At 61.2% G+C, this 22,467-nt stretch carries 13 protein-coding genes, 1 tRNA gene, 2 rRNA genes and 1 pseudogene (1 of these 17 running past the window's edge); 5 read left to right on the top strand and 12 right to left on the bottom strand.

The annotated features are described in order from the left end of the window. Positions 1 to 5 precede the first annotated feature (5 nt). The 6 genes from recD to ACTG19_RS14255 form a co-directional block, all read right to left on the bottom strand. On the bottom strand, positions 6 to 2,090 hold the full coding sequence (gene recD / locus ACTG19_RS14280; protein WP_439989190.1) for an exodeoxyribonuclease V subunit alpha: 2,085 nt from the start codon (positions 2,088 to 2,090) through the stop codon (positions 6 to 8). Next, complete coding sequence (gene recB, locus ACTG19_RS14275; protein WP_439989189.1) at positions 2,087 to 5,698, bottom strand: exodeoxyribonuclease V subunit beta; 3,612 nt, start codon at positions 5,696 to 5,698, stop codon at positions 2,087 to 2,089. Before recB ends, recD begins: the two co-directional genes overlap by 4 nt. Then, a complete protein-coding gene (gene recC, locus ACTG19_RS14270; RefSeq protein WP_439989188.1) occupies positions 5,698 to 9,051 on the bottom strand; it encodes an exodeoxyribonuclease V subunit gamma in 3,354 nt (1,117 codons plus the stop codon). Before recC ends, recB begins: the two co-directional genes overlap by 1 nt. 258 nt (positions 9,052 to 9,309) lie before the next feature. Then, positions 9,310 to 9,702, bottom strand: coding sequence for a DoxX family protein (locus ACTG19_RS14265; RefSeq protein WP_005336513.1), 393 nt, complete (start codon positions 9,700 to 9,702; stop codon positions 9,310 to 9,312). A 39-nt stretch (positions 9,703 to 9,741) separates the two neighbouring features. After that, on the bottom strand, positions 9,742 to 10,428 hold the full coding sequence (locus tag ACTG19_RS14260) for a pirin family protein (RefSeq protein WP_439989187.1): 687 nt from the start codon (positions 10,426 to 10,428) through the stop codon (positions 9,742 to 9,744). Between the two features lie 30 nt (positions 10,429 to 10,458). Then, complete coding sequence (locus tag ACTG19_RS14255) at positions 10,459 to 10,791, bottom strand: hypothetical protein (protein ID WP_041202176.1); 333 nt, start codon at positions 10,789 to 10,791, stop codon at positions 10,459 to 10,461. A gap of 258 nt (positions 10,792 to 11,049) precedes the next feature. Between ACTG19_RS14255 and ACTG19_RS14250 the strand changes: the two genes are divergently transcribed. Together ACTG19_RS14250 and ACTG19_RS14245 are read left to right on the top strand one after the other, a co-directional pair. Next, positions 11,050 to 11,964, top strand: a complete 915-nt coding sequence (locus ACTG19_RS14250) for a LysR family transcriptional regulator (RefSeq protein ID WP_043821788.1) — start codon at positions 11,050 to 11,052, stop codon at positions 11,962 to 11,964. A gap of 99 nt (positions 11,965 to 12,063) precedes the next feature. Then, positions 12,064 to 12,483, top strand: coding sequence for a hypothetical protein (locus ACTG19_RS14245; RefSeq protein ID WP_236287766.1), 420 nt, complete (start codon positions 12,064 to 12,066; stop codon positions 12,481 to 12,483). A 93-nt stretch (positions 12,484 to 12,576) separates the two neighbouring features. On the opposite strand, the gene ACTG19_RS14240 is transcribed toward ACTG19_RS14245, so the two are convergent. Both ACTG19_RS14240 and ACTG19_RS14235 read right to left on the bottom strand, forming a co-directional pair. After that, a complete protein-coding gene (locus ACTG19_RS14240) occupies positions 12,577 to 14,571 on the bottom strand; it encodes a methyl-accepting chemotaxis protein (RefSeq protein ID WP_439989185.1) in 1,995 nt (664 codons plus the stop codon). A 192-nt stretch (positions 14,572 to 14,763) separates the two neighbouring features. Further along, positions 14,764 to 15,114 carry a hypothetical protein gene (locus ACTG19_RS14235; RefSeq protein WP_421320671.1) on the bottom strand — a complete coding sequence of 117 codons (351 nt, stop codon included), beginning with the start codon at positions 15,112 to 15,114 and terminating at the stop codon, positions 14,764 to 14,766. 199 nt (positions 15,115 to 15,313) lie between these two features. On the opposite strand from ACTG19_RS14235, the gene ACTG19_RS14230 reads away from it, so the two are divergent. From ACTG19_RS14230 to ACTG19_RS14220, 3 genes and pseudogenes are all read left to right on the top strand, one after another. Further along, entirely contained in the window at positions 15,314 to 16,036 is a 723-nt protein-coding gene (locus tag ACTG19_RS14230) for a response regulator (protein ID WP_042052907.1), read from the top strand. A 33-nt stretch (positions 16,037 to 16,069) separates the two neighbouring features. Next, a pseudogene (locus ACTG19_RS14225) lies at positions 16,070 to 17,430 on the top strand (ATP-binding protein). Positions 17,431 to 17,570: 140 nt separating this feature from the next. Next, positions 17,571 to 18,959 (top strand): transporter substrate-binding domain-containing diguanylate cyclase, encoded by a 1,389-nt coding sequence (locus ACTG19_RS14220; protein ID WP_439989184.1) that lies wholly within the window; start codon positions 17,571 to 17,573, stop codon positions 18,957 to 18,959. Positions 18,960 to 19,026: 67 nt separating this feature from the next. On the opposite strand, the gene ACTG19_RS14215 is transcribed toward ACTG19_RS14220, so the two are convergent. From ACTG19_RS14215 to ACTG19_RS14200, 4 genes are all read right to left on the bottom strand, one after another. After that, complete coding sequence (locus ACTG19_RS14215) at positions 19,027 to 20,979, bottom strand: ligand-gated channel protein (protein WP_263718884.1); 1,953 nt, start codon at positions 20,977 to 20,979, stop codon at positions 19,027 to 19,029. Between the two features lie 584 nt (positions 20,980 to 21,563). Beyond that, positions 21,564 to 21,640 (bottom strand) — tRNA-Asp (locus ACTG19_RS14210). 97 nt (positions 21,641 to 21,737) lie between these two features. Further along, positions 21,738 to 21,852 (bottom strand): 5S ribosomal RNA (rrf, locus tag ACTG19_RS14205). 125 nt (positions 21,853 to 21,977) lie between these two features. After that, a 23S ribosomal RNA gene (locus ACTG19_RS14200) occupies positions 21,978 to 22,467 on the bottom strand (it continues 2,400 nt past the right edge of the window).

Here is a 22,467-nt window from a genome sequence, read left to right as displayed (position 1 = left end):
ATATATCATATAACTTCCCCCAACCTCTCCGCCAATCCGGAATAACGCTCGGTCTTTTTCCGTACTGCTTGTGCCAGCAGGGCGCGATCGCCATAGAGATCGAGCCGCGCCTTGGCGCGGGTGATGCCGGTATAGACCAGCTCGCGGGTCAGCAGGGGGCTGGGGCTGTCGGGCAGTACCAGCACGGTATGGGCAAACTCCGAGCCCTGGGATTTGTGGATTGTCATGGCGTAGACCGTCTCGTGGGGCGGCAAGCGGCTGGGCAAAAGCGCCCGCAGGGTGCCATCCGGCTGCTCAAACCAGACCTTGAGCCGGCCGGTTTCATCGGGCAGACAGAGCCCCATATCGCCGTTGTAGAGGCCAACGCCGTGGTCGTTGCGCACCACCATCACCGGACGACCGGCATACCAGTCGCCATCGCGGGCAATCAGGCCAGCCCGTGACAGGGCCAGTTCCAGCCGCTCGTTTAACCCCAGCACCCCGAACGGGCCATCGCGCAGGGCGCAGAGGATCTGGAAGCTGTTGAATGCCTTGAATACGGCGGCGGGCGATTCCCCCGCGCGGGCCGCCTTCAGATAGCTGCCGTAACCGGCCACCCCCTGGGCAATCAGGGCGTCGTAAGCCTCCCCGGCCCAGGGGTGCAGGCTGATATCGGCGAATCCTGCGCCCAAGACTGATTCCACCGCCGTGGCATCGCCACTGTTGCAGGCGCGCGCCAGCTGGCCGATGCCGGAGTGCTGATCAAAACGCCAGCTCTTGGCCAGCAAACAGAGGCTATCGCGCACCGGAGCCCCCGCGGGCGTGCCTTGCAGGCGGTAGCCGGTCTGGCAGGAGAGCCAGTCCGCCTGCGCCGGGCTGATGCCCTGTTCGATAAAGCTGCAGATATCGCCGAGTACGGCCCCCGCCTCCACCGAGGCGAGCTGATCCTTGTCGCCGAGCAGGATCAGGCGGGCGTGACTTGGCAGTGCATCGAGCAGACGCGCCATCATCGGCAAATCGACCATGGAGGCCTCATCCACCACCAGCAAGTCGAGGTGCAGCGGGTTGCCCGCGTGGTGGCGGAACTGGCTGCGCCCCGGAATGACCCCGAGCAGCCGGTGCAGGGTGCCCGCTTCGGTGGGGATCGCCTCCACCCACTCGGGGGGCAGATCGAGGGCCTGCAGGGCAGAGCCGATACTCTCGGTGAGGCGCGCCGCCGCCTTGCCGGTGGGGGCCACTAGCCGGATCGCCGGGGCCTTGCCTGCTTGCAGGCCGGTCTCCACCAGAATGGCGAGCAGTTTGGCGACCGTGGTGGTCTTGCCGGTGCCGGGGCCGCCGGAGATCACCGCAAAGGGGCGCGCTGCCGCGGTGGCAGCAGCCAGTTTCTGGCCGTTGCAGCAGAGCGCCTCGGGCACCAGCGTATCCAGCTTGCTCAAGTCGCTCGCCGCCTGCGCACTGGCCAGCAGCGCCTCGATGGCGGGCCAATCCACCTCGCTCGGGAACACCAGATCCAGATACTTCTCGATAAAGTGGCGGGTAGAGAAGTCGGGGGCGAGGCGGGCCTTGAGCAGCGCCGCGAACACCAGCCCGTAGTCGCGGGCAAACAGCCGCGACAGGGCCGGGGCAATCTCCGGCCGCTTATGCCCCTCTTCTGGCGCTCGCTCGCTCAAAGCGCGCAGATGGCGGGCTACCCCCAGTTCAAAATCGTGGTAACGGGTGAGATAGAGCCGACCGTGCCACAGCCGCAGCGGCCAGCGCGGGGCGTTGCCCTCATCCTGCTCGGTTCCAACCAAGGGACTAGCCGCAAACAGAGCGGGCCAGCGGGCAGGATCCGCCAGATCAGCCAACAGATCCCGGCTCTGCTGGGGATCCAGCCCGAACGGGCGCAGGGATCCGGCGATGAGCATCTCCAGCGGCAAACAGACATGGCCGCGCCCCAGCTCGAAGCAGGCGAGCGCAGCCCCCAGCACCAGCTCGGGGCTGCCGCCAAGGTCGGCCACCAGCCGGGCAAATTGCAGATCCAGCTGGCGGATGCGGCCAGCCAGCGCCAGTGTTTTCAACCGTTCAACCATCATTGCGCTGGCTGCGGTGCTGATCATGGTGCCGCTCATGCCTCTACCTCGTTCAATTCTTGGGATCCCGCTGCTGGCAGCTCACTGCCTTCGCGAAACAACTTATCCAGCCCCAGCACCAGTTCACGGCTCGGACGGGTATGGAAAATGCCCCCCTGCGGCATGCCGCGCAGGAACAGATAGAAAACGCCGCCAAAGTGCTGCTCGAAGTCGTAACCCGGCAGGCGCAGGGTGAGCAGCCGGTGCAGCGCCAGCGAGTAGAGCTGGTATTGCAGGTCGTAGCGGTGCTCGGCCATCGCCCGCTCCAGCGCCGGACGGCTGTAATCGGCGGGGCTCATGCCGAGGTGGTTCGATTTGTAGTCGAGCAGATACCAGCGCCCCTGCCACTCGAACACCAAGTCGATAAAGCCCTTGAGCATCCCCTGCACGGTGGCAAAGCTGAGCGGCTTGTTGCCCCGCGACAGCGAGTCGTGCTGCTGGCAGAGCGCAGTCAGCGCCGGGGCCGTCACCCGCCCCATGGGCAGGAAGAACTCCAGCTCCACCTGTTTGCGCTCGGCACTCAAGTCCCGCAGCCGCACCGGCTCGCCAAAGCCAGTCTCCAGCGGGGTATCCAGCACCGCCTCCACCTGCTGTTGCAGCACTGGCGCCCAGCTCTCGTCGAAGCCGTCCTGCGCCAGCAAGGTGGCGATATGCTCTGCCAACGGTTCTCCCGCGGCACTTTGAAAGTCGATGGTCTCGAACAGGCTGTGCAGCAGGGTGCCGGGGCGCGCCCCTTTCGGGAAGGTGAAGATGGAGGGCTGGGGTGCCTCTTCCGGTTGTTCCACCGCCAGCGCAGCGGCTGCTTCGGTGACTACCTCGTCATCGAAGCCGGGATTGGCCAAGACTCCCTTGCTGTGACCGTGGCCCTGCGCCGCCAGCCCGGAGTAGGAGCTGATCCACCAGTCCCGCTCAAGGGAACCGCTAAAGTGGCGCACCTGCGGCTCGCCCAGCTGCTCCTCCTCTGGCGGCAGCGGGGCCGGACGGGTGAGCGAGGGCTCACCGACAGCCACCCCGGGCAGCGCCTGTGCCAGCTCGGTCAGCGCGGTCGCCAGGGTTTCGGCATCCCCCTCCTCGCCCTTTTGCAGCAGGTAGCCGATGGCGGTGTGGTGCAGGTCGGTCTTCTCCGACTTGCCCGCCCCCGCCCGTACCGGCGCCAGTCCCAGCCAGGTGGCGTAAACGCCCCGGGTCAGCGCCACATAGAGCAGCCGCAAATCTTCGGCAAGGCGCTCCCTGTCCGCTTCGGCGAGCGACGAGTCGGCGCCGGTCAGATCGAGAATGGTGCGATTGCCCGCCTCATCCGCTTCGTGATAGAGCGGGGTCTCGGCGGTTCTGTGGCTGCAGATAAAGGGCAGGAATACCAGCGGGTACTCCAGCCCCTTGGATTTGTGGATGGTGACGATCTGCACCAATTTCCGCTCGGATTCGAGGCGCAGTACCTGCTCCGCATCCTGCCCGTTGGGGCGACTCACCGCCTCCCCCAGCCAGCGCAGCAGGGCGTACTCCCCATCCAGCTCGCTGCTCACCTGTTGCAGTAGCTCGCCAAGATGGAGGAAGTTGGTCAGCCGCCGCTCGCCGTAGGGGCTCGCCAAAAGCGAAGAGGCGAGATTGCGCCGGTGCAGCAGGGCCCGCAGCATCGCCAGCACACCACGGCGGTGCCAGATCTTGCGGTACTCCATAAACTCCTGCACCGCGCTCTCCCACGCCCGCTCGTCGCTGGCCAGCCCATCGAGCGCCTTGGCATCCAGATCAAACAGCCCGGTCGCAAGCGCCGCCCGCAGGCTCCGCTCCTCGCTCGGGTTCTGGCAGGCGTGCAAAATCAACAAAATCTCCCGCGCCTCCACCTGCTCCAGCACGCTCTCGCGATTCGACAGATAGACGGAGGCGATGGCGAGGCGCGCCAATTCCTGCTGCACCAGCTTGCCCTCAGCGCCAGTGCGCACCAGCACGGCGATATCCCCGGCCTTCACCGCCTGATCGCCTATCTTCGCCTTGCCCTCGCGGGCCAGGGTCAGCAGGCGGTGGATCTCGGCGGCGGTGGCGCGGGCCATCTTGCTCTGGTAATCCCCCCGATTGAAGGTGGGCTGGCCGCTCAGCTGCCAGCAGTGGAGCACAGGGGCGGTGACGCCATCGAGCAGCAGCGCCTTGCTCTTGCCCTGCGCCTCCACCGGCAGGAAGGGGATATCCGCTTCGTAGATAAAGGGATCCTTGGCCCGCTCGAACAGGCCGTTGACCGCCCCCACCAGCGCACTGCTGGAGCGCCAGTTGCGCCCGAGGGTGTAGTGGGCGCTCACATTTCGCCGCGCCTGAATGTAGGTAAAGATGTCGGCGCCGCGAAAGCCGTAGATGGCCTGCTTGGGGTCACCGATCATCAACAGCGCCGTGTCTGTGTGGCCGCCGTAAAGGCGATGGAAGATGCGGTACTGCTGGGGGTCAGTATCCTGAAATTCATCGATCATCGCCACCCGGTAGGTGGTGCGAATGCGCTCGCAGAGCCGCTCGCCAAGGCTTGAGCCAAGCGCCCCGTCGAGGTCTTTCAGCAGGTCATCGAACGAGAGCTGATGGGCTTGGCGCTTGCTCGCCTGCATCCGGCTACGCACCACCTTGGCCGCCCGTTGCAGGATCAGATCCCGAATACCGGGGCGGCTCGCCAGCAGCTCGTCTATCTGACTGAACAGCGGCAGTGTCGGCACGGCGCCCCCCTTCTTGAGGTTCTCCTCCAGCACCGTCTGGCCAAAGCGTTCCAGCTCCTTGGGAATGGCGTAGCCACTGCCCTCGTCCTGTGCCCAGTCGCTTATCTTGGCAAGCCACCCTTCGTAGTTCTTGCCGGTGTAGCGGCTTACTTGCCCGTCGGTCTGGCGGCGGATCTCGTCCATCTGTGCCAGCCATTCGCTCTTCACTGCCGCGATGCGACTCATGGCCGCCTGATGACGGGCGGCGAGGGTCTCGTCCCCCAACGCGGGGTGGATCTCCAGCTCGCTGTTGTCGAGCCAGCTACCCATCTCCCGCAGCAGGGCGGCGGGGCTCGGCCAGAGCGCGCGCACCGCGCTGGCGAGGGCTTTATCCACCGGATAGAACTCGGATCGCCAGTAGTCGCTCACCGCCTGCAGCCTGAGCTGGCTGTCGTCGGTAAGAAATTCGGTCTCGAAGAGGGCACCCGATTCGAAGGCGTTCTGCTTGAGCATCCGCTGGCAGAAGCCGTGGATGGTAAAGACCGCCGCCTCGTCCATCTGCCGCTCGGCAGCCAGCAGGCGACGGGCCGCCAGCTCGTGATCCGCCACCTCTGCCAACAGTTGGGCCAGCAGGGCATCATTGCTATGGCCGCGCATAAAGGCGAGCCGAGCCTCGTGGATGCGACCGCGGATCCGCCCGCGCAGCTCGGCGGTGGCCGCTTCGGTAAAGGTCACCACCAGGATTTCAGTCACCGAGAGCGGCCGCTCGTGGGCGCTCGGCTGACCGGCATCAGCCCCCTCTTCAATGAGCGGGCCGTGGCCCAGCAGCAGGCGCAGGTAGAGACCGGCGATGGTGTAGGTCTTGCCGGTACCGGCGGAGGCTTCGATCAGTCGTTCACCATGGAGGGGAAAACGCAATGTATTGAGCGGGTTAGCCATTATTTCAGCTCCTCCAGGGTCTTGAGCAGCGGGGTCAGGTGTTCGCGGGCCAGCGCCTGCAACTGGCCCAGCACCTCGTCATCGAGTTCGGGGAAGCAGCGGGCAACATAAGGGTCTTCCCCTTCCCCCTTGATCATCCAGCCGCCGTTGAAACGGGTGAGGGCCGCCTTCTCGGCTGCCTCCGGCTTGTCGGGATCCTTCTCGATCGCCTTGAGCCATTCCCATGCAGTCTTGGGGAAGAAGGGCAGCGGCCGCTTCATCCCTTGTGCCCAGCACACCACCAGCGCCGCCAGCTTGGGCCGTGCCTCGTCGGCCGAGAGCTTGGGCAGCCGCAGACTCTGTTTGGCGTCGAATAGCAGGGTGTCGCCGGGGGCGCCGCTCAACGAGAGGCAGAGGTGCTGGATCCAGCCCAGCAGCAGATCCTTGCCGTTGAAGCTGCCGGGTTTGACCACCAGCAAACGCCCCTTCTGGGTGTCGATCCACCCTTGCAGCTGGCCCTGAGTCAGCGAGATATCGATCTCCACCGCCTGCTTTTCTGACTCATTGGCAGCAACCCATGGCCGCAGCCGATCCGCCAGCTTGCCCATCTCGGCATCCAGATCGTCCAGCAGCAGGCAGCCGAACCACCCTTGCGGCAACAGGCCGGTGAGCTGCAACCGCTCGCGACGCTCGGTACTTTCACCTTCCGCCAGATGGGCATCGAGCAGCAGATCTTTCAGCTGATAATGTTGCAGGCCATCCAGCTCGAACGGCTCGCTGTCCTCGATGTTGGCTTCGTTCAGCTCAAACCACACCTTGAGGCGACGGTTGAGGAAATATTTGGTGGGCTGGCGATAGAAGCGCAGCAGCTCCGCCAGCTCCAGCCCCTGCTCCTTGCCCCATTCGGGAGGGAGCGGCAGCTCGCCGCTCTGGAAGTTGGCCGCACCGCGCACCGGATTGAGAGCGGGCAGCCAGTCGGCGGCATAGGTAAAGAGGCGCGAACCCGCCTCCGGGTAGAAGTAGTTGCGGCTGTAGGGGGTGAGCGGATGCGCCACCATCAGGTGGTTGAGCAACCGCTTGCCGGAAGTTTCGTCGTCCAGATCCTCATCCCCCGCCAGCACAAAGCCCTGCCGCACATAGTCGATCAGCTCCGCCAGCAGCACCGACGGCACCTTGTCGCTGTTGTCCTGCGCGCTGAAGCCCTGATAGCTGATATAGAGCCCCTGCTGGGCACTCAGCAGCGCCTCGAGGAAGAGGTAGCGGTCATCATCGCGACGGGAGCGATCCCCGCGCCGCGAGGCCACCGCCATCAAGTCGAACCCCATGGGAGCCAGGGTGCGCGGGTAGACGCCATCGTTCATGCCGAGCAGGCAGACCTGCTTGAAGGGGATGGAGCGCATCGGCATCAGGGTGCAGAAGTTGACCTGACCGGCGAGGAAGCGCTGGCTGGAGCGGGACTCCCCCAGCACGCTGCCGAGGTAATCCTGCAGCAGATCGGCGGTAATGGGCTGCTCGAAACGGGCTTCGCCGAGCCGGGTCTGCCACTCGGCCAGCTGGCTGCGGATCAGCTGAAGCTGACGCTCTTCATCCTCGTCGGCCAGATAGAAGCGCTCCAGCAGCGCCAGCAGGCAGGCGTTCCACTCCGCCAGCGGCTGGGCCTGTTGCAGGCGGGGCAAAAACTCGGCCAGCGAATCGACAAACCAGGCGAGCTTGCCGAGTGCCAGCCCCTGCTGACCCTCGATATCGGCGTAGGGCAGGATGCCCGCCACCGGCTCGCCATCCCCCATGGCAAAGCCGAGCAGCATGCGGCGCAGGCCGAACAGCCAGCTGTTGCCGGACATGGGCGGCAGATCGAAACGGACGGGGTAACCGTCGTCCAGCCCCCAGCGGATGCCGGTCTCCTGCACCCAGACCCGCAGCTGGTTGAACTCGTCGTCATCCAGCTCGAAGCGGCGCAGCACGGAGGGCACCTCGAGAATGGCGAGCAGCTCCCCTGCCCCGAAGCGGGCGTTGGGCAGCTTGAGCAGGGCGAGGAAGCTTTGCAGCAGCGGGCTCTCCTGACTCGCCGCCCGATCCGAGACCGCAAACGGGATCTGACCGCGCGCGCCAAACACCGCCTGAATGTAGGGGCCGTAGCTGTTCACATCCGGCATCATCACCACCACATCTTTCGGGGTGAGGGTGGGATCCTGTTCGAACAGCGCCAGCAGCCGGTCGTGCAGCACTTCAAGTTCCCGCATCGGGCCGTGGCAGGCGTGGATCTGCAAGGATCCATCCGCCGGATCGATCGGGCTCTTGTGATGGCTGCTGTCGAGATCGAACTGACCGGCGCCTCGCTCGGCCAGCTCCAGCACATCCTTCTGGATGGCGCGCAGCAGGCTGACATTGCCCTTGCCATCCACCTCGTCGATATCGACGAAGGCCTCGATTTGCGGCACCTCCAGCTCCATCAGCTGATGCAGGTAGTCGCGCCCCAGCTTGCCCATGGAGGCGAGCAGCGGGTTGGCGGGGCCCTGCAGGGTCTCGATATCCGTGCCGGGTTTGAACTTGTTTTCGAGGCGCGCCAAGGTCTTGCGATCCAGCAGATCCCCCCAGTAGTAGCGGCAGGGGTTGGTGACGAACAAGTGCACCTCCACCTCCGGCCGGCTGCCGAGGGCCAGCAGCGCCTCCACATAGCGCGGCGGCAGCGCCGAGATGCCGAACACGAAGACCCGCTGCGGCAGCTTGCCCGGCAGATCGGCGGTACGCTCCAGCTCGTGGATAAACTCCTCGTAGAGGTTGGCGCGGTGGTAACCGCTCGGAGAGAGCGCCAGGGTGCGGGCCACCAGCTCGCGCCACAGCTCGGGCTGCCAATCCTGACCGCTCACCCCGGCCAGCTCCTGACTCAATCCTTCCCCCTCTTCCCAACGGGCGATCCAGTCCGGCCGGTAGACCAGATACTGGTCAAAGAGATCCGCCACCTTCTGGCAGAGCTGCCACAACCGCACCTGCTCGGGCTCCTTGGCAGGATCCTCCTCATCTCCCCCGCCCAGATAGGCGGCGAGCGGGGCAAAAGCAGGACGATCCAGCAAGGCAGGCAGAATGGTCATCAGCTGCCAGCTCATGGATCCCTTGTTGTAGGGGCTCTGGCGCGGCACATCCGCCAGCACCCGGGTGAACATCTCCCAGATAAAGCTGGCGGGCAGCGGAAAGTCGATATTGGCGGCAATGCCGAAGGCTTTGGCCAGCTCCAGCTTGAGCCACTGGGCCATGCCCGGACTCTGCACCAGGATCTGCTCCCGATCGAAGGGGTGAGAGAGGGGGGCCTGCCGGATGCGGCTCACCAGCAGCTCTTTGAGCAGATCCAGCTGATTGGAGTGGTAGAGGGTAAACATGAGCAATTCCCGCCTGTGGATGAGAGGGGGCGAGGGAAAAGGCGAGCCATTTCCGTCACTTCACAAGAGAGGGAATTGTCAGGGATCGAGGGGGAAGATGCAAAAGGCTCTTGTGGCCAGCAGGCGGGCAAACCGCTGAACCATGAGGGGCTCCGCAGATTTGACGCGCCACCTCACCTATCCGGAAAACGCAGACAGAAAAAAGCCGGTGCAGTTGCACCGGCCAAAAGGCATTGGAAAACTTGACTCTTCAGGGCATTACCAGTTTTTGCCGAGACGGGCATCCACACTGAAAGCCCCTGCTCCGGCCGCCGCCAGGGCCAGGAAACCACCGGCCACTGAGACGTTCTTCATAAACATCAGCATCTGCATCTGTTCGGCAGGCTGATAGTGGAAAATAAAGGCAGCCATCAGGGTGAAACCGGCCAGCAGCACGGAGAGGCTGCGGGTAAAGAGACCCAGCACGACGGCAAGGCCACCACCCAGCTCAAGCAGGATCACCAGCGGCAACATAAAGCCCGGCACGCCCATCGCTTCCATATAGCCCTGGGTACCTGCGTAACCGCCGATCTTGCTCCAGCCCGCCATTACGAACATCAGCGCCAGCAGTACACGACCCGCCAGCAGTGCTACATCTTTCATCTTGTCCATTTCATATTCCTCGTTTGTGTCACATCACCGCTGACTGCTTCAGGGTAGGTCAAATAACAGAGCTTGGCTGGCACTGGTCGCAACCAGCTCCCACCGGTATTCATCACGACTGAGTACCCCGTCGCCGGGTCGGGCAGCCAGACCGTTGGCGGTCAACTCCCCTGAAATCATCTGCAGGTAACCGTGTCGGCCAGCCAGTGCCCATTCGAGCGTCTCGCCCGGGGCCAGCTCCAGCCGCCATACGCGGGCCTGTTGGCGGATCCGCAGCGATCCCGCCTCGCCATCCGGTGACGCCACCAGCGTCATGCCCGGTCTGGACTCGATCTTCTTCTGCTGATACCCGGGTGGCGTGCCGAACTCGTTTGGCTCGATCCAGATCTGCAACAGGGAGAGAGGATCCGTCTGCGAGGGGTTGTACTCACTGTGGCGGATCCCGCTGCCTGCGCTCATCAGCTGGAAATCCCCTGCCGGGATCTGCTCGGCATGGCCGAGGCTGTCCTTGTGCTCTATGGTGCCTTGCAGCACGCAGGTGAGGATCTCCATATTGGCGTGAGGGTGGGTGGCGAATCCGCCACCCGGCGCAACCAGATCCTGATTGATCACCCGCAGTACCGAGTATCCCATCCACTCCGGGTCATAGTAGTGACCGAAGGAGAAACTGTGGCGCGCGTCCAGCCAGCCAAAGTTGGCCTTGCCCCGCGCTTCTGCGGCTCTCAATTGCATCATGGTCTGCTCCTCACCTACCGGGACGGTTGATTAACGCTGTTTGCCGCTACCGATACCGAACGGAATACGGTATTCGCTGCTCTGGTCAGCCAGGCTGACGGTCAGGTTGCCCTGGGTACGGCTCGGGATCCGCACCTGCTGGGTGCCAGTCAGGTTGGCGTGGACTGATGCCAGCAGATCGCCAGACTCGTCACGCACTTCCAGCATCGGATTGGCTTTGCCATCCAGTGCGGCAGTGGCGTTCCAGTTCACAAACAGCACGCCGGGCATGGCATTGAAGTCAGCCGGTACGGAAGCTTGGGCGAAACCTGTGGTCATCAGGCCTGCAACGGCCAGCATCTTGATTACGTTTTTCATGTTCATTCACTCTCTTGTTTTATATGTCATTGCCAAGGCCTTTTCGGCCAGAATCAATGCATCCATACAAGAGGTTATTCAAATAGTGTGTTGTTCTTTCACCGACATCAGACAGACCGATTTGGTGTGTCACAGTGCGGAACTACCCGCATATTTGGCCGCTCGACGTTCCTGCCTAAGCGTTGATTGAATATTAAAGTGACATGACCTAACTTGTTAGCGAGATAAACTGGCAAACATATTCAAAAAAATTGAAGGTGAGGAATGGCCAAGGAATCGAACAAGGAACGGGCGCTGACCCTGGAGGCAATCCGGGTGCTGGATGCCATCGACCGCCGCGGTAGCTTTGCGGCGGCGGCCGACGAGCTGGGCAAGGTGCCCTCGGCATTGAGCTATACGGTGCAGAAGCTGGAAGACGAACTGGATGCAATGCTGTTTGACCGCAGTGGCCACCGCACCAAGTTCACCCCGGCGGGACGCATGCTGCTGGAGCGCGGCCGAGTGCTGCTGGAGGCAGCCGAGCATCTGGTGGGAGAGACCCGGGCGCTGGCCCGTGGCTGGGAGACCGACATCACAGTCGCCGTCGATGCGCTGGTCCCGGTGCAGGCCCTCTACCCCTTGGTGGAGAAGCTGGCCGAGCAGACCGATACCCGACTGCGGCTGCGGGCCGAGGTGCTGGCGGGTAGCTGGGAGTGTCTGGAAGATGGTCGTGCCGACCTGCTGATCTCCTCCATCAACCCGGACATCATGATGACCGGCATCAAGCATCAGGTGATCAAGGACGAGGTGATGCTCTACGTCGCCCATCCCGATCATCCGCTGCATCAGGAGCCCGAACCCTTGGCCGACGAGACCCTGCGCCGCTACCGCGCCATCGCGGTGGCCGACACAGCCCTTCGCAAACCGGTTCTCACCTACCGCCTGCTGGACAAGCAGCCGCGCCTCACTGTCAGCACCATGACGGAGAAACGGGATGCCCTGCTGGCAGGGATCGGGGTCGGCACCATGCCACAGAGCTGGATTGAGGAGGACATCCGGGCCGGTCGGCTCAAGGTGATCAGCCCCGAGTACCGCCATCAGCTGCAGGTGGTGCTGGCCTGGCGGCGAGACACCATGGGCAAGGCCAAAAGCTGGCTGGTGCGGGAGATACCAAAACTGTTTGCGACTGGTGAGAAATGAGATCCAGTTAACAGAAATGTTAATTGCATGCCTCACTTGACGCCCAATATCTTTGCTGATTTCATAGCCGCCTCATTGAACCCATGGAAGCTGTAGAAAATGAAAAAGAGTTTGCTGGTTGCCCTCACCACCCTGCCCCTGTTTGCCAATGCCGGCCTGATGGATTCGCTGACCGACAGCGTCACCAGCAGCGTCAAGGATGCAGCTAATACCGCCGTATCCGGTGCAGTGGACAGCGCATCCAACGAAGCCATCAAGAAGGCACTGGATATCAAGGAAGGCGGCTCCAACAAGCAGGCTATTAAAGAGAAGCTGGGCGCTCCTGCCACCACCAAGACTGAATCCGGTCTGGAAGTGTGGACCTATGATCTGGATGCCCTGAACAAGGCCTCTCCGCTGCTGGCAGAAACCACCAAAACCCTGCTGAAAGATACCGACGCCGCCAAGAAAAACGTGGTCATCAAGTTCGAAGGCGAAACCGTCAAGAAAGTAGACCTGACCGACAAGGCTCAGGGCTAAGTTCGCTCGGCCGGTGGAGTGGGCTGAACACCCGTATCGGCGCAGATAGCAAGAGGGGGAGCACCGGGCTCCCCCTCTTTCATTATCGGTTTGTTACACCTTGAAGCGATGCACCAACGCCACCAGCTGGCGATTGGACTCCAGCAGGGTGGCCGAACTCTGTTCGGTATTCTGACCGTTATCCACCAGCAGATTGACCATGTCGCGGATCGTGACCATGTTGCGGTTGATCTCTTCAGTCACCCGGCTCTGCTCCTCTGCCGCAGTCGCAATCTGGGTACCCAGATCGTTTATTTGCACCACGGCATCCGCCATCTTGTCGAGCCCGCCTGTCACCTGCTCGGTATTCTCGGTCGCCACCTGACAGCTCTGCTTGGTGTGCTCCATGGCCACCACGGCTTCGGCCACCCCCTGCGTCAACCGGGAGAGCATGCTCCCCACCTCGGCAGTGCTATTCTGGGTTCTCGCCGCCAGTGCGCGCACCTCATCAGCAACCACTGCAAAACCGCGCCCCTGCTCACCGGCCCGCGCCGCCTCGATGGCCGCGTTGAGTGCCAACAGGTTGGTCTGGGCAGCAATATCGCCGATCACGCTGAGTACACTGCTGATCTGGCGAGCATCTTCCTGCATCCCCAATACCTTGGTCGCAGCAAGATCCACTTCATCGATCAGCGCCGCCACACTGGCAGAGGCCTGACCCACTACCTGACGGGACTGAATCGCCTGACCATTGGCAGACTCGGTAAAGCTGGCGGAATCGCTCGCGTGGTGCGCCACACTGTCGGCAGTGGAGCTGAGCTCGGTCAGGGCTGTCACTATCTGATCGGTCTCGGCGGCATGCTCACCGAGAATGCGTCTGGCCTGCCCCGTCTGCTGATCCAGCTGGGCCAATTCACGAGTAATCAGCTCTGTGGTCTCGGTCACCTGCAACATCATCTGCTGCAGATAGGCGATAAAGCGGTTCACCGATTGAGCGATATGGTCCAGCTCATCGTGCCCCTTGACCCGGATCCGGGCAGTCAGATCAGCATCTCCGGCCGAGAGCGCATCGATGTTCTGCTTGAGGGTGTCGAGTCGACAGCCCAGCTGCTTGATGGCCATCAACATCAGCGCAAACAGCAGCACCACTAGCGGTAGCTGGATCGCTGCCAGCGTCTTGAGCACCTCCTGACTGTCGTGGGTCAGGGTGCTGGTCGGCAGCGCCGCCGCCAACAGCCAGGGGGTTCCTTCGATGGGTTGCATCAGCAATGTCTGCTCTTCACCCAGATCCTGAAAGGTAGTGCGCTGCAACGCGGCGCCATTACCCGGCCCCAGCAGGCTAGCGATGGCGCTGGCAAAGGGATAGTCCCCGTGAGATGAGAGGTTGCCCAGCACCACATCCCCGCTCAAACGACCATTCTTGCTGAGGATCTTGCCGTCGGCCTCGACGATCATCACCTGACCACCGATCTCCTGCTCTTTTTTGGCGACCAGATCATTGAAGAAACCCAGCGTCACATCGATGGTGGACACCCCGTAAAGGGAACCGTCACGATAGATCCCCATGGCACAGTTGGTGCGCGGCTGTTGGCTGGCACCATCCTTGTAAGCCGCCGCCCAGACACACATGCCTTTCTCCGCCTGCTGCCCGGCTCTGTGCCAGGGCTGCTCGAAATAGTTGGGCGCCTCGGCCGAGTTCCAGTAGGTGTTGGGGATCAGCTTGTTGGCACCATCCCGATGAAAGAAGGTACTGAACTTGATGCGACCGGCTTCCCGCTGATCCGGCATCGGCCAGATGCCGCCACCAAACACCATGGCATTGCCATATTGATCGATCAGAGCAGGGAGAACAGCATCGATTTGCTCACTCGGCAGTTGGGCAACCAGCTGAGTGATACTGCGTGACTGGCTCTGCACCCCGTTGAGCTGATCGCGAATGTCGGTCGCAATCTCGCTGACCCGCAGCACCAGATTCTGCTCACCCGCCCGTTGCAGCTCGGGTTTGACCCATAACTGGATGCCGATTACGGTCAGCACACAGACCGCCACCATGAATCCCAGAAAAACGGCGGTATATCGCCCCTTGATTGTCCCCAGATCCCAACCCATACCCTCTCCTGTTTTCGGCCACTGCTAACTGCAGCTTGTTATATGAGCGGGCATTATCTTGCAATTCGCTCACGGCGCGTTTGCCATCGCTCACATAAGCGACAGCAAGATAAGGATTCGAGCGAAAATGGATCGATACGATCACAAAAAGGGTGGCCTCGGCCACCCTTGGGTTGATAACAGCTGGAGCTGTTACTGGTTCGCTTCGGCGAACTGCTTCATCGCTTCGGCGTGCTTGGTCATACCGGCGGCACGCTCGTTGAGCTTCTTGATGAATTCCGCCTTCTTGGCCGGATCTTCAATGCGATCATAACGTTGCTGCAGGTTGGCCTGGATCTGCTCCGGGGTCATGTTCTGCATGCGGGCCATCTTGTCGTGGCGACCACCGTGGTGTTTGCCACCCATCATGCCACCACCGTCCATCGGGCAATCCACCATGGCACCGGGCTGGCCAGTGGGGGCCGCTTCACTGGCAGCATAGGCACCCAGCGGCAAGCCAAGGAGCAGGGTAGCGGTCAGCAGGGTTTTGGTCAGCTTTTTCATGGTCTATCTCCTGTAGGGATGATTCTGGTTCGGCGCTCTTGCCTTGCCCTCAAGTAAACACCCTATCGGTGTCTGAACTTTGCCAGCATCGCCCTTTTTTGTAGCAGAGTGTGGCATCGTGCGGATCTGGCACACTTTGACACAAACCGCCGGGCGGATTTTCGTATACTCGTGCCAACGCCAAGCAGGGGAGGTATTCATGAACCAGGGCAACACCCACATTCTGGTGGTCGACGATCACAGCGAGATCCGCGATCTCTTGAAGCGCTTTCTGGAACAGCACGGCCTGCGGGTCAGTTGCGCCCGGGATGGCAAGGAGATGAAGCGACTGCTGGAGGAGCGGGAGTTCGACCTGCTGGTGCTGGATCTGATGATGCCGGGTGAAGATGGTCTGACCCTCTGCCGCGAGCTGCGGGTCAAATCGAACCTGCCCATCATCATGCTGACTGCCATGGGGGAAGAGACCGACCGCATCATCGGATTGGAGATGGGGGCCGACGACTATCTGGCAAAGCCTTTCAATCCGCGCGAGCTGCTGGCGCGCATCAAGGCGGTGATGCGCCGCACCCAGGCGGATAACCAACCCGCCGCCGAGACCCTGACCCGGGATCTGCGCTTCGATCGCTGGCTGCTCGACGTCAATCGCCGGGAGCTGGTCGATGAGGATGGGGTGGGCCTGAGCCTCTCCACCGCCGAATTCGATCTGCTCAAGGTGTTTCTGGAACGCCCGCAGCGGGTGCTGAGCCGGGATCAACTGCTGGATCTGGCCCGTGGCCGCGAGGCGGTAGCCTTCGATCGCGCCATCGATACCCTGGTGAGCCGCCTGCGCCGCAAGCTGGAGCGGGATCCCAAGAATCCGGAGCTGATCAAGACCATCTGGGGTGGCGGCTATATGTTCTCGGCCGATGTGACGCAGGTATAAGTAGTGAATGCACTGAAACGGCTATGGGCACGGATGTGGCCCAAGGGGCTGACCGGCCAGATCATTCTGGTGGCGCTGGCGGGGTTGATCCTGATCCAGCTGCTCAGTATCCAGATCTACCGCACGGATCGGGAGGAGGCGCTCGGCTTCGTCAACAGCCGCAACGCCATGCAGCGGATCATCTCTGTGGTCAGGCTGCTCTCCCTCTCCCCCCGTCCCTCTATGACGAGATCCTCAAGGCGAGCCGCAGCGAGACCCTGCTGCTGCGCCTCTCCGACGAGCCGCTGCAACCGGATAACCGCAGCCCCCGCTTCGAGCAGCTGGTGCGCTCGCGCCTCAACTATCCCCCCGGCCTCACGGTCGAGATCAGCGCCGAGCTGAAAGAGGATACTCAGCGCAGCAAGGCGTGGGAACATCATGCCCGCATGATGCGGGATCGCAAGGGCCCTCCGCCGCCGCGGGATATGCGTCTCTATGGCTCCATCGAACTGCCGCAGGGGGGCTGGCTGCAGTTCAGTTCGCTGGTCGACAAGGAGGCTGGCAGCTGGTCGTGGCAGACTACCTTCAACCTGATGCTGGTCGCCAGTCTGGTGATCGGACTGATGGTGCTGCTGTTTCGCCGTGCCACCCGCCCGCTCAAGCAGCTGGCAGGCAATGCGGAGCGGCTCGGACGGGGCGAGGATATCGAGCCCTTGAAAGAGGAGGGGCCGACCGAGATCCGCGAATCGATTCAGGCCTTCAACCGGATGCACACCCGGCTCGACCGCTTCGTGCAGGACAGAACCCGGATGCTGGCGGCCATCTCCCACGATCTGCGCACCCCCATCACCAGCCTGCGGCTGCGCACCGAGTTTCTGGCCGATGGTGAGGACAAGGAGCGCATCCAGCAGACCCTGCAACAGATGGAGCAGATGCTGGCGGCCACCCTCAGCTTTGCTCGCGAGGAGGGACAGCAGGAGGCTACCCGCGAGCTGGATCTGGTCAGCCTGCTGGTCAGCCTGTGCGATGACTATGCCGATACCGGCCAGCCGGTCACCTGTCTGGCGGAGGGCAAAGAGGTCTACGCCTGTCGGGCCAACACCCTGCGCCGAGTGCTGCAGAATCTGATCGGCAACGCCATCAAATATGCCGGCAGCGCCGAAGTGTCGCTGGAGCGGCGCAAGGAGGAGCTGTTGATCCGGGTCTGCGATAACGGGCCGGGGATCGATCCGGCGCGGCTGGAGGATGTGTTCAAGCCGTTCGTGCGGCTCGATGAAGCGCGCAACACCGAGTCCGGCAGTGTCGGGTTGGGGCTCTCCATCGCCCGCACTCTGGTCCATCAGCACGGCGGCGAGCTGACCCTGCTCAATCGGCCACAGGGGGGACTGGAGGCGCGGATCAGCCTGCCGCTGTAAGTAGTTACTCTATCCGCCAGCCTTGTCATGGCGCCATTTGCATCATGCAAACTTCATCATTTGAGCGCTTGTTCTTCGATGAGAAAGGCGGTGATAATCGATGACCACGGGACGGTATACGGCAACGGATTGGAGCAAGGATGGCCTCTTCCAAGACAGGAGTCATAGTCAGTATCGGGTGGGGGCTCCTGCTGCTCGCCCTTGCTCTGCCTGCCTGGGCCAAAGCCCCGGAAGAGCCGATCATCATTACCAACTCCAAAGCCTGGCAGCCCTTCTCCTATATCAATGAGTCGGGCCAGCCGGATGGCCTGCTGATCGATTTGTGGCGTGAATATGCCCGGGTCACCGGCCAGAAGATCGAGTTCAGGCTGGTCGACTGGCAAGGCTCCCTCGATCTGCTCCATGAGGGGAACGCGGACGTTCACGCCGGACTGCTCTGGTCAACGGAGCGGGACAAACTGTTCGACTATGGCCGGCCGCTCGCCCAGCTCGACTCCCAGCTCTTCTTCTCGAGCGAATTGCGCGGCACCGATGTCCACTACTACCTGCGCCATGAAACGGTCGGTGTGGTAGTCGGTGGCTACGAGGAGTATTACGCCAGACGCTACTTCCCCGGCACCAGACTGCAGACCTTCAATGACAATGACACCCTGCTGGCGGCGGCCTTTCGGGGTGACATAAAAGCCTTTATCGCCGATCTGCAGGTCGCCAACTTCTACATCTATACCTCGGACGATCCCACCCGCTTTATTCCGGTTCGCCACCTCTATACCGACCAGATCCGCTTTGCGGTGAAAAAGGGTGACCTTGCCCTGCTAAACCGGCTGGAAGAGGGCTTCGCCAAGCTCAAAGAGAGCGATCGGGAGCGGATCATCCGCAAATGGATGCATGTCGAAACCGTCTACCCCATCCATCTCGGTCCCTGGCTACTGCTGGCCGGGGCATTGATCATGGTGGCCTACATAGTGCAACTGCGCCGCGCCGTTGCCAGCCGTACCACCGAGTTGAGCCGCGCCAACGCCAGACTGGAGAAACAAGCCAGTACCGACCCCCTGACCGGTCTGCTCAACCGACGGGCATTCATGCCCGCCATGGAGCAACGACTGGCAAGCGGGGAGCCCTGTGCCCTGTTGCTGTTCGATGTGGATCACTTCAAGGAGACCAATGACCGCTTTGGTCATGGCATCGGGGATCTGCTGCTGGAAAAGCTGGCCACGACTGTGACCAACCTGTTGCCCAAAGAGGCTCTGCTGGCCCGCATCGGCGGCGAAGAGTTTTGCCTGCTGCTACCGCTGGCCACATTGGCAGAGACAGAAGAGTGGGCCGAGCGTATCTGCCTGGAGAGCAACCGGCAAACCCTGCACACCAGCAGCGGCGAGGTGGCCCTCTCCATCAGCACCGGGGCAGTCTGGGTCGCCGCAGAGAGAGAGGCTGATGCCGACCAGCTACTACGGCAGGCTGACGCCCTCATGTATCAGGCCAAGGGACTGGGGCGCAATACCTGGCAAGCCGCCGCCTATCAGGGATAGCCCTCTGACGGACACGCAATAAAAACGGCCGCCATCGGAAGATGGCGGCCGCATGAGTGGTTCCCTATCAGAAGTTGTAGGTCACGCCCAGGTTGTAACGGCGACCATCCAGCACAGTGCCATAGCTGCTGTAATCCACCGTCTTGTCGAAGAGGTTGTAGACCCCGGCAGTCAGATCCAGATGCTTGTTGGCCTTGTAGACCAGGCCCATGTCAAAGAAGGTGTAGGAAGGGGTCCCCTCCGCCATCTTGACCCGGCTCAGGTACTCGGAGGTCTCGCCACGGAAGTTGACCCGTGACCAGAGGCTGAGATCCTCGGTGGTTTGCCAGTCAACACTACCGTTGAGCATGTGGCGGGGCCTCTGGTTGAGGGCATGACCCGCCAGTGGACCACTCTTCTGCTCGGACTGGGTGAAGGTGTAGCTGGAGCTGACCGACCAATCCTCATTGATAGCCCAATCCATCATCCCCTCGACCCCGCGCATATTCGCCTTGTCGACGTTGACCCGATCGCTGATGAAGTCATAACTGTGACCATTGAGGGTACAGGCGGGATCGCTCTTGCTGGTGCAACGACGCACTTCGGAGATCTTGTTCTTGAAGTCGGTGTTGAACAGGGTCACTCCGGCGTTGAGCCCCTGATGACCGTTCCACAGCAGGCCGATCTCTTCACTCACGCTGGTCTCTGGTTTGAGATCAGGGTTGCCGACCAGTACGCCATCCTGACTGCGGCCGCCAGTAGCCTGGCCCCAGTTGGCCGCCGACATCCGCAAGTCAGGGGAGCGGTAGCCGGTCGAGACGCCTCCTTTCAACGTCCAGCTATCATCCAGATGCCAGACGCCGTAGAGACGAGGGCTCCAGTGAGAGCCGTAGTTCTGGTCCCGATCCATGCGGGCGCCTCCGGTCAGGGCAAAGCTGTCAGTGAGTGACCACTCATCCTCGACAAACATTGCCCAGCTCCAGCGGGTCAGCTGCTCGGCAGGGTTGGCCACTGTCAGGGCATTGCCTTGATCGTGCAGATCCTCATAACGATACTGACCACCGACACTCAAGTAATGATCCCCCAGAATAAACTGGGTATGGGTATCGGCGATGGTATTGGTAAGCTCCATCTTGCGAACGGGGTTACTGTTGGCCTCCTGCTGCAGATAGCTGCTGGAAGAGCCGAAATCATACTGACCATCATGGGTCAGCGCATAGTTGGTGCGCTCGTAGCGATAGAGGCTATCTGTCGCCTTGACATCCAGCGAATTGCCGGCCGTGCGATCCCGATCCTGCAGACTGCGACTGGCCTCCAGATCGAAGCGATTCTGCTCATCAGGCTTGAAGCTGAGCACTGCCGTGCCACTGCGAGTCTCCTGCTCGGCAAAACCCTGGGTAAATTTGTCTTCGCCACGATGAGCCAGCTGGCCATTGAAGCGCAGCCCCAACACGCCATCGATCAATGAACCTGCGGTATAGGCATCGGTCTGGAAGCTATTACCGGCATCCTTGTTCTCCTGGAAGGTCGAATCTGCGTGAACCGACCCCTGCCAGGCCAGACCGGTGGTCTTGCGGGTAATCACGTTAATCACACCACCCATGGCATCTGAACCATAACGGGATGACATGGGACCACGGACGACCTCAATGCGCTCGATCGCCTGCAGTGGCGGCAGCCAGCCCTGCTCGATACCAGCTTCATCGCTATTGGGGCGAGTACCACGACTATCCACCTTTTTGCCATCAACCAGCATCAGGGTGTATTTCGATCCCATACCGCGAATGCTGATATCACTGCTGCTGCCACCGCCAGTCACCACAACACCGGGAACATCCTTCAGGGCATCGGTCACATCGCGATAGGCCCGCTTCTCCAGCTGCTCACGGGTAATCACAGAGATGGAGGCAGCAGAGTCTTCAATCTTCTGCTGGAAGCCGGAAGCGGTGACGACCATCACCTCTTGTTTGGCTGCGTGGGCCTGGGTCGCAAGAAGGGAGCAGACCAGCAAGGCAAGCTTGTTCGGTTTCACTGTTGTCATGTTTTAGCCTGAACGTTTTTAGTAGGAAGGTGGCGTATTCCCTTACTTCATTCGTTACAACGCCTTGGCATCCGGCCAGGTGCAGCATCAAAAAAGGCTCATTTGAAAAGCACTTTATTAATCAGCCCGCATTGTAACTACCCCATCCCAACAATTCAAATAATAATCATTATCGTTCGCCTCGTATGGTATTCCTGCTGCAAAACAGCTCATTCTTGATAAGAGACTGTTTTAATGGAATAAATCTATAAACAAACAAGGGGATTACACAAACAAGAGGAAGTGATGACGTACCATTGCAAGATGGCCTGATTTAATCCTCAAGCTCTATCAGCTCGCAGCGGAACAATATGGCCAAGATGGGATGTGCTGCGATACAGAGGTGGAAACAGTAGCAAGAACGCCAACAGGGGAAGGTATTGTCATCGTGGTGGGATGTCGGCAGCTCACCAGCAGGCTAAAACATCAAAACCCGGTCGTGAGACTGGGCTTTGTGTTCGTTCTGGTATGCAAACCTGTGGGTCTTATGGACAAAATCGCCCATAGCAAAAAGGCCTTCCCATCAGGGAAGGCCTTCAAATTAGTGGCGGAGCGGACGGGACTCGAACCCGCGACCCCCGGCGTGACAGGCCGGTATTCTAACCGACTGAACTACCGCTCCGCATTCGGTTAGCTTTCGCTAAATTTTCTGCTGCTTCTTCTGAGGTGTCATCCTCGCAGCCAGTGACGTGATTCTTCACATCGCTGTTTAATTGGGTGCCTGGCAGTGTCCTACTCTCGCATGGCGAATGCCACACTACCATCGGCGCTACCGCGTTTCACTTCTGAGTTCGGCATGGGATCAGGTGGTTCCACGGCGCTATGGCCGCCAGGCAAATTCTTAATCCAGAAAGCTGACGTGAGTAACGAGGTTGCCTATTGGCTTGTCGCTATCACTGAATTAGTTAGTAGTTCGCTTGGTATTTGCTACAAGGCCCAGAACACTTCTTGGGTGTTGTATGGTTAAGCCTCACGGGTAATTAGTATGGGTTAGCTCAACACGTCGCCGCGCTTACACACCCCACCTATCAACGTTGTGGTCTCCAACGGCCCTTTAGGACCCTCAAGGGGTCAGGGATGACTCATCTCAGGGCTCGCTTCCCGCTTAGATGCTTTCAGCGGTTATCGATTCCGAACTTAGCTACCGGGCAGTGCCACTGGCGTGACAACCCGAACACCAGAGGTTCGTTCACTCCGGTCCTCTCGTACTAGGAGCAACTCCCTTCAATCATCCAACGCCCACGGCAGATAGGGACCGAACTGTCTCACGACGTTCTGAACCCAGCTCGCGTACCACTTTAAATGGCGAACAGCCATACCCTTGGGACCGACTTCAGCCCCAGGATGTGATGAGCCGACATCGAGGTGCCAAACACCGCCGTCGATATGAACTCTTGGGCGGTATCAGCCTGTTATCCCCGGAGTACCTTTTATCCGTTGAGCGATGGC

This window comes from Aeromonas sp. 3P, from assembly GCF_051919745.1.
Lineage (GTDB): Bacteria > Pseudomonadota > Gammaproteobacteria > Enterobacterales > Aeromonadaceae > Aeromonas > Aeromonas veronii.
This window is presented reverse-complemented; position numbering and strand designations above follow the sequence as displayed.

What these genes read in the sequence shown, in the direction of transcription:
- ACTG19_RS14240 (WP_439989185.1), bottom strand. Translation starts at nt 14,571, where the DNA reads ATGGGTTGGGATCTGGGGACAATCAAGGGGCGATATACCGCCGTTTTT.
- ACTG19_RS14255 (WP_041202176.1), bottom strand. Translation starts at nt 10,791, where the DNA reads ATGAACATGAAAAACGTAATCAAGATGCTGGCCGTTGCAGGCCTGATG.
- recB (WP_439989189.1), bottom strand. Translation starts at nt 5,698, where the DNA reads ATGGCTAACCCGCTCAATACATTGCGTTTTCCCCTCCATGGTGAACGA.
- ACTG19_RS14215 (WP_263718884.1), bottom strand. Translation starts at nt 20,979, where the DNA reads ATGACAACAGTGAAACCGAACAAGCTTGCCTTGCTGGTCTGCTCCCTT.
- ACTG19_RS14250 (WP_043821788.1), top strand. Translation starts at nt 11,050, where the DNA reads ATGGCCAAGGAATCGAACAAGGAACGGGCGCTGACCCTGGAGGCAATC.
- ACTG19_RS14235 (WP_421320671.1), bottom strand. Translation starts at nt 15,114, where the DNA reads ATGAAAAAGCTGACCAAAACCCTGCTGACCGCTACCCTGCTCCTTGGC.
- ACTG19_RS14230 (WP_042052907.1), top strand. Translation starts at nt 15,314, where the DNA reads ATGAACCAGGGCAACACCCACATTCTGGTGGTCGACGATCACAGCGAG.
- ACTG19_RS14265 (WP_005336513.1), bottom strand. Translation starts at nt 9,702, where the DNA reads ATGGACAAGATGAAAGATGTAGCACTGCTGGCGGGTCGTGTACTGCTG.
- ACTG19_RS14245 (WP_236287766.1), top strand. Translation starts at nt 12,064, where the DNA reads ATGAAAAAGAGTTTGCTGGTTGCCCTCACCACCCTGCCCCTGTTTGCC.
- recC (WP_439989188.1), bottom strand. Translation starts at nt 9,051, where the DNA reads ATGTTTACCCTCTACCACTCCAATCAGCTGGATCTGCTCAAAGAGCTG.
- ACTG19_RS14260 (WP_439989187.1), bottom strand. Translation starts at nt 10,428, where the DNA reads ATGATGCAATTGAGAGCCGCAGAAGCGCGGGGCAAGGCCAACTTTGGC.
- ACTG19_RS14220 (WP_439989184.1), top strand. Translation starts at nt 17,571, where the DNA reads ATGGCCTCTTCCAAGACAGGAGTCATAGTCAGTATCGGGTGGGGGCTC.
- recD (WP_439989190.1), bottom strand. Translation starts at nt 2,090, where the DNA reads ATGAGCGGCACCATGATCAGCACCGCAGCCAGCGCAATGATGGTTGAA.